Origin of the sequence: Streptomyces hilarionis, assembly GCF_024539675.1 — a bacterium.
Lineage (GTDB): Bacteria > Actinomycetota > Actinomycetes > Streptomycetales > Streptomycetaceae > Streptomyces > Streptomyces hilarionis.
In genome coordinates this window covers 66679-72468 of the sequence record NZ_JAHHIT010000056.1, presented here as the reverse complement: position 1 = coordinate 72468, position 5790 = coordinate 66679, and the positions used below count along the sequence as shown (strand labels likewise).

General features: G+C 67.7%; 5 protein-coding genes. 2 read left to right on the top strand and 3 right to left on the bottom strand.

Annotation, left to right across the window (positions count from 1 at the left end; all coding sequences use genetic code 11):
* Positions 1 to 1088, top strand: a 1088-nt coding sequence (locus KMS84_RS14730) for a hypothetical protein (RefSeq protein WP_256916664.1), incomplete at its 5' end; no start/stop codon positions are given.
* Positions 1085 to 2005, top strand: a complete 921-nt coding sequence (locus KMS84_RS14725; RefSeq protein ID WP_256916663.1) for a hypothetical protein — start codon at positions 1085 to 1087, stop codon at positions 2003 to 2005. The genes KMS84_RS14730 and KMS84_RS14725, both read left to right, overlap by 4 nt.
* A 177-nt stretch (positions 2006 to 2182) precedes the next feature.
* On the opposite strand, the gene KMS84_RS14720 is transcribed toward KMS84_RS14725, so the two are convergent.
* The 3 genes from KMS84_RS14720 to KMS84_RS14710 all read right to left on the bottom strand — a co-directional run.
* The gene (locus tag KMS84_RS14720; protein ID WP_256916662.1) at positions 2183 to 2596 is read right to left on the bottom strand and encodes a hypothetical protein; all 414 of its coding nucleotides are present in this window, start codon (positions 2594 to 2596) and stop codon (positions 2183 to 2185) included.
* A gap of 991 nt (positions 2597 to 3587) precedes the next feature.
* Positions 3588 to 4163 carry a GH25 family lysozyme gene (locus KMS84_RS14715; protein ID WP_256916668.1) on the bottom strand — a complete coding sequence of 192 codons (576 nt, stop codon included), beginning with the start codon at positions 4161 to 4163 and terminating at the stop codon, positions 3588 to 3590.
* Positions 4164 to 5217: 1054 nt separating this feature from the next.
* Positions 5218 to 5790: tetratricopeptide repeat protein (locus KMS84_RS14710; RefSeq protein ID WP_256916660.1), on the bottom strand; the 573-nt coding region annotated here is incomplete at its 5' end.

Below are 5790 nucleotides of genomic sequence, written 5' to 3'. Positions count from 1 at the left end.
CCGCGGCGGCCGGCGGCATGAACCCCACGCTCCTGACCTTCCGGCTGCGCTACGGCCTGCAGATCGAGGACAAGCAGGTCACGTTCACCTACGACCGGGCGGAGGCCGTGCAGCGCACCTACTCACCCCAGGGATTCCTCGGCGTGCTCGCCGCGGACCTGAACGGGCCGCCGCACATCATCGACGTCGACCTCGACGACCCCTTCTTCCGTACCCTCGTGGTGCGGCTGGTCGGTGATGTGGACTTCTCCGCTCTCGGCCTGACGAGCATCGCCGTGACCATCCGCTACGGCAGGAACGAGGACCCCGGCGGAGCACGCTCCTTCGACCGCCTCGCGGACGCCGCCGCCCCGCATCCCGAACCCGTCACCTTCTTCCTGGACAGCGCGGCGGACCCCACGTACGCCTACCGGATCGAGTACCACTTCGCCGCGGAGTCCGGCTGGCGGGGACGGGAGCCGACCGTGGTGCGGGAGGGCCGTGACGACCAGTACGCCTTGTCCATCGATCCGCACCGGTTCCTGGGCTTCCTCGGGGTGGAAATCGCGCCGCACGACATCGACCCCCAGCTGGTCCGGGAGACCCGAGTCGAGCTGGCCAGGAAGGAACCCGACGGAACCGAACTGCGGGACACCCGCACCCTGCTGCCCACCGACCCACCCTCCGAATGGAAGGTCCGCACGGCCGACCCGGCCGACCTGACCTACACCTACCAGCTCGTCCACACCATGACCGACGGCTCCGTGATCACCTGCGACCCCGTCACTACGAGTGCCACACACCTCGCGGTCAACGACCCCTACCCCGGGCAGCTCGACATCGACCTGGTCCCGGACTGGAACCCGGCCGCCATGCGGACGATCTTCGTGGACCTGCACTACGCCGACCCCGCCACCGGCTACCAACGCGAGCAGCGCATCGAACTGGACGCCGCGCAGACCGCCACCCGCCGCGCCTGGTTCGCCCTGCCCAACCCGCAGAAACGCGAGTTCTCCCATCGCTTCACGTTCGTACGCGGCGACGGCACCACGTCCGCGACGGACTACGTGACGACGACGGACTCGCTCGTCCTGGTACGCCCCCCGTGACCGAAGGGCTGCTGCCGCCCTCCCTGCGCCGGGCACTGGCGCTACTCGGTCCCGGGGCCCGCCGGTGGCTGCCGAGACTCCTGGAACCCGTCACGACGGCGCCCGGCGACGACCGGTGGGGAGGCAGCCTGCTGACGCCCGAGCGGTTCCCGGTGGAACTGAGCGTGTCCACGGCCTCGCCCCATACCGACCGCTACGCCACGGAGTTCGTCTCCCCGGCCCGCCCTCCCGAGACCAGGCTGGCGGCGGGCCTCGAACGGCTCGAGCAGATCGGGCTGCCACTGCCGGACGTGCGACTCCCCACCCTCCTCCTCGACGCACACCGTCGCCACCACGTGCTCTGGGGGACGTGGCTGGCGGGCCGTCACGACACGCACGGCGACCGCTTCAAGCTCTACGCGGAGGTACCGAAAACGGCCGCCGTTCAAGTCGAGCGTGAGGTGGCCCGGCTCATCGGCGCCCGGCCCTTCCCGCTGCCCGATGCCCGCCTCCGCCTGGTGGGCATCGACCTGACGACCGGCGCCGTCGAGCGCTACCACCGGGTGGGACGCCTCACGGTCGCGGACCTGCGCCTCCTGACCTCGCGCGGCCTGGACCCCGGACAGGAGTGCCTCGCCGAAGCGGTCCGCGACCTGCTCGGGAGGCCGGCCGTCGACGAGCTCCCCGGATTCAACGTGAACGTGAGTCTCGCCCCGCGGGCTCTGAGCGTCTCGGCTCCGGCCCTGACCTGGCTGGGGAAGGACCCCGAGGCCCGTACCAGGCTCCTGGACCACGCCGCCCGGCACGGATACGACCTGCACCGCTACGCCGCCCTGACCGCTCTGTCCCCAGCGACGCACCGGAACCGTCATGGCATAGTCACCGTGACGGCACAGCCCGGCCCCACCGCGCACCTCACCATCGGCTTCAGCCCCTGATCCCCGCCCGGGCACGCCCGAGTGACGGTCAAGGGAAACCGCCCTGGAACTGCAGGGGCCCGCCCCGGCGCGGTTCGCATCCTGTCGGGGGCGGGGGGACGAGCGGCGGGGCCCCCCACCTGTCCGGCAGGGGGTCTCATCCAGCAGCGGCGCGGGCGGGTTGCCGCCTTAGCGGGCTCAACTGCTCTTGTACATCACGACCGTGAAGCTGACCTTGCCACCATTGTGGTAGTCGGTGCTGTCCCACACCGAGATGTGAGACCTGTCTTGCATCCGCAGTTGCAGCACCTCATCGGCGTTGCTCCAGTTGTATCCGACGAACTGGAAGTTCGGCGCGGGACTGTCTCCCATTCTCCTGTTTCCCCAGCTGCAGATGTACGACGAGTCGTTCTCGCAGACGGACCAGGCCCTGGCGTACAGGTGGCAGTCCTCTCCCTGCCATACGTCGATGCGCTTCAGCCTCGCGTCGGACGAGCGCCACTTTCCGTTGAACGGGCTGGCGGAGCACAAGGCGGCTGCTTCTTTCGTCGAGGTGACGGTGAGCACCACCGAGAGGGAGAGCGTCAGGGCGGCCGTCAAGAGCATGGCCATGATCTGGCGTAGTGGAATGCGGGCAGAAGGGGCCTGTGTCATTGTGAACCTCCGATAGCGGGTCGCAGCGCGGGGCATCCCGTTGTCGCACGACGCGTCGTCCCCCTCTTTCGGCTGAACGCCGCCCATTCGGGCCCGGATCATTTACCCTTTACCCCCCAATTCCAGAGCAGCACTCCGCGGTCCTGATCGCAAGTCGGCAGGACTGCTTCATTTCGCGCACGATTCAATAATGAATCCGACCCAAAGTGAATCGGTCAAATAATAAGCGACTTGATCACGGGCCGCGCCCGGCTTCGGCAGACATACGAAATACCCACCAGCAGGCCACGCAAGACAACGCGCTGACAGACTTCGGTGGTGGCGGTCACATGGGAGAACAACGCTGACCAGCGCATCGGCCACCACCAGAAAGACAACGCCCTCCACCAGGATCAGCGCACCGCCGGATGCCAGATGCCCACCCACCCCGCCTTGCGCCTACGAAGGGCAGGAAGACAGCCGCCGGACGGTGCGACAACCTGCTCACCCTCACGGGATGCCTCCGGGGCAGCGGCGCAAGCCCGATTCCCGGCTGCCGGGCAGACGAGCTGAGGTCATGCGCTGATCCCTGCCCGTCCCGGGGAGGCACAGCGACGCAGATGCGCTGGGGACCGAGGGGACGCCGGCCCGCTGCCGAGGCTGGGCCATCGTACAGGCACGCCCTTGAGATCGTCGGGCGGGCGCGCGTCGTCAGGCCGCGTCGAAGCTCGCCCAGTGGTCGATGAGCCCTTCGCTTTCGCGTCCGGATCCGGCCTCGCTTGCGGGGGCCGCAACCATCATGTCGCCACGGCCGTGTTCGCACGCGGGCCGGGCAGCTGCCCAGTTCCGATGGTGCACGTGAGCCCTTGGCGCCGGCCTTGCCGATGGGCAGTTCCACAGCGGCCCGAGGTCGCCCTGCTCACCCGGGCCGGGGACGCCGGTGATGGTGGTGCTTCGTTGAAGGGCAGGGTCACGCCGGGGTGTGGATCGTGGCACCGCTGGCCCAGCTCGACATCGCCGCACGGCTGTCGAATCGGGCGACATTGGTGTCGAGGGGTTTACGTGTGTACTGGTGGATGAGCCAGGGGGCGGTGATGTGGGGGTGGCCGGGAGAGCTCTCGTAGTCGGCGATCCACAGGCCGTCGCACGCGTGGGAAGTGGTGTCATGGTGGAGCCAGAAGTCCCGGTTGCAGTACAGGATCACGCGGTGGCTGGGACGCAGCGCCTTGATCTTGTGGAGAATGGCGTCCTTCTCGGCGCTGGATGCGCGGGTATTGACGTCGGTGGTCTCCCAGTCGACGGCGAGAATGTCCCCTTCGCGGCTGTCGCAATGCTCGACGAAGTACTGCGCTTGTGCGTCCACGTCGCCCGGCCACAGGAAGTGGTAGAAGCCGACGACGAGCCCGGCGGATCGAGCGGTAGCCGCTTGCTGCTTCTGCTTGGGGTTCGTGTATGTGTGACCTTCGGTGGCCTTGACGATCACGAAGTTCATTCCGCTAATACTGAAGGACTGGTTGTTACTGGATACGTCGATACCTTTGAGCATGATGAGCTCCTGATGCTGAAGCACGTACACTAAGCTCTGTTCAAGAGCGCTCGGCAGACGCTGACTCATTCGCTTGCGCCTCTGGCGGCTTCCGGCTTTATGGGCCTGCCGCTAATCAACAGGACCAGCCCTTGCTCTTCCGATTGGGGGCGAACTGACTGGACCCGCGAGGCGACGTTGGAGCCGTCTACAGTGACGCCGCGATTTCATAAGAGTTCTTATTGCTCCTATGTTACCGCTGGCGGTGCCGTACTGCGCCCTAAACTTGCGCGGAGGCATCCCCCACGGATGCCTCTGTACGTACCCGTTGGCGAACCTCCGCGGCAGCCGCCATCGACGCCCTGGGCACGGTGACCGGCCGGTGGTCAGTTGATACTCGGGGTCAGGCGGCCGTCAAAGGCGATCTGGAACGCGTTGAGGGGTGCTTTCCAGCGCAGGGTCCACGGTTTGCGGCCCTTCCCGGTCGGGTCCTGCGATCAGCGGCCTGGCCATCTCCCACAGCCCGTCCGGAACAATGCAGCCGCACTTACCCCGCCCCCCTACCGAGGGGCCTCCAGCACGGCGAGGCACTCCCCCTCGATCGCGTCGAGCTGCTCCAGGAGACGCATTCGGGATGGGCAGGAGCGGCTTCCTCTGCGGCATCCACCGATGACGGCCCACCCCAGTGACATCCCTGGCCCACCCCAGGTGCCGACACTGGAAATCCCGTGCGCCAGGGCCCTGTTGGAGTCCTACGCTCCCGTCGTGTACAGCAGCACCTACCCCCTGCCGTTGACCGGCGGCGGCTTCCGCCTCGGAGTCTTCGGCGCTTCTGCGCTCGCCCAGGACGTCAACGGGCGCTGAAGCGGGGCCAGCCGTCCTCGACCCCCGCCGGGATACGGCACGGAACGCTGCGCCGGTTCCGCATCTGCACGGATCAACCCGGACCGACTGTCGGGGTACGCCCGAAAGCGCTCAGGTGCGTACACCGCTCTGTACCCAGCATTTGAATCGTCGGGGATTGGTCGCTTCTGAGCCCTCGCGTGCCTTCGTCCGGTGCCTGTGCGGGCGGCTCCTAGCGTCGCGAGGGGCGCAACCAGGTCTGTCGCCGTCGTGCAGCACGCCAGGCAGCCGAAGCTGTCTCCAGTTCGTCGCGGGTCCGCACGGTGTGCGGGTGCTCAGGGCCCAGCACACGGTCGCGGTCAGCCAGGGTCTGTCGCAGCAGGCGTACCGCCTCGTCTTGCTCGCCCATCCCGGCCAGTGCGCTGGCGAGGTTGTGGCGGCTGGTCAGGGTATCGGGGTGGTTGAGGCCCAGCACGCGGATGCGGTCGTCAACGGTCTGCCGGTGCAGGCGGACCGCCTCCGCATGTTCGCCCATCCCGTCCAGAGCGAGACCAAGACTGTCACGGCTGGCCAGGGTGTGCGGATGCATGACTCCCAGCACACGGGCGTGGTCATCAAGAACCTCTTGCAGCAACCGTTCCGCTTCCGCGTGTTCGCCCTGCCTGGCCAGTGCGCTGGCGAGGTTGTGGCGGCTGAGCAAGGTGAGGTGATGCTCGGGGCCCAGCACACGGATGCGGTCGTCAACGGTCTGCCGGTGCAGGCGGACCGCCTCCGCATGTTCGCCCATCCCGTCCAGAGCGAGACC

Excerpts from the sequence above, each read along its gene's own strand:
- KMS84_RS14715 (WP_256916668.1), bottom strand. The coding sequence starts at position 4,163 with ATGCTCAAAGGTATCGACGTATCCAGTAACAACCAGTCCTTCAGTATT.
- KMS84_RS14720 (WP_256916662.1), bottom strand. The coding sequence starts at position 2,596 with ATGGCCATGCTCTTGACGGCCGCCCTGACGCTCTCCCTCTCGGTGGTG.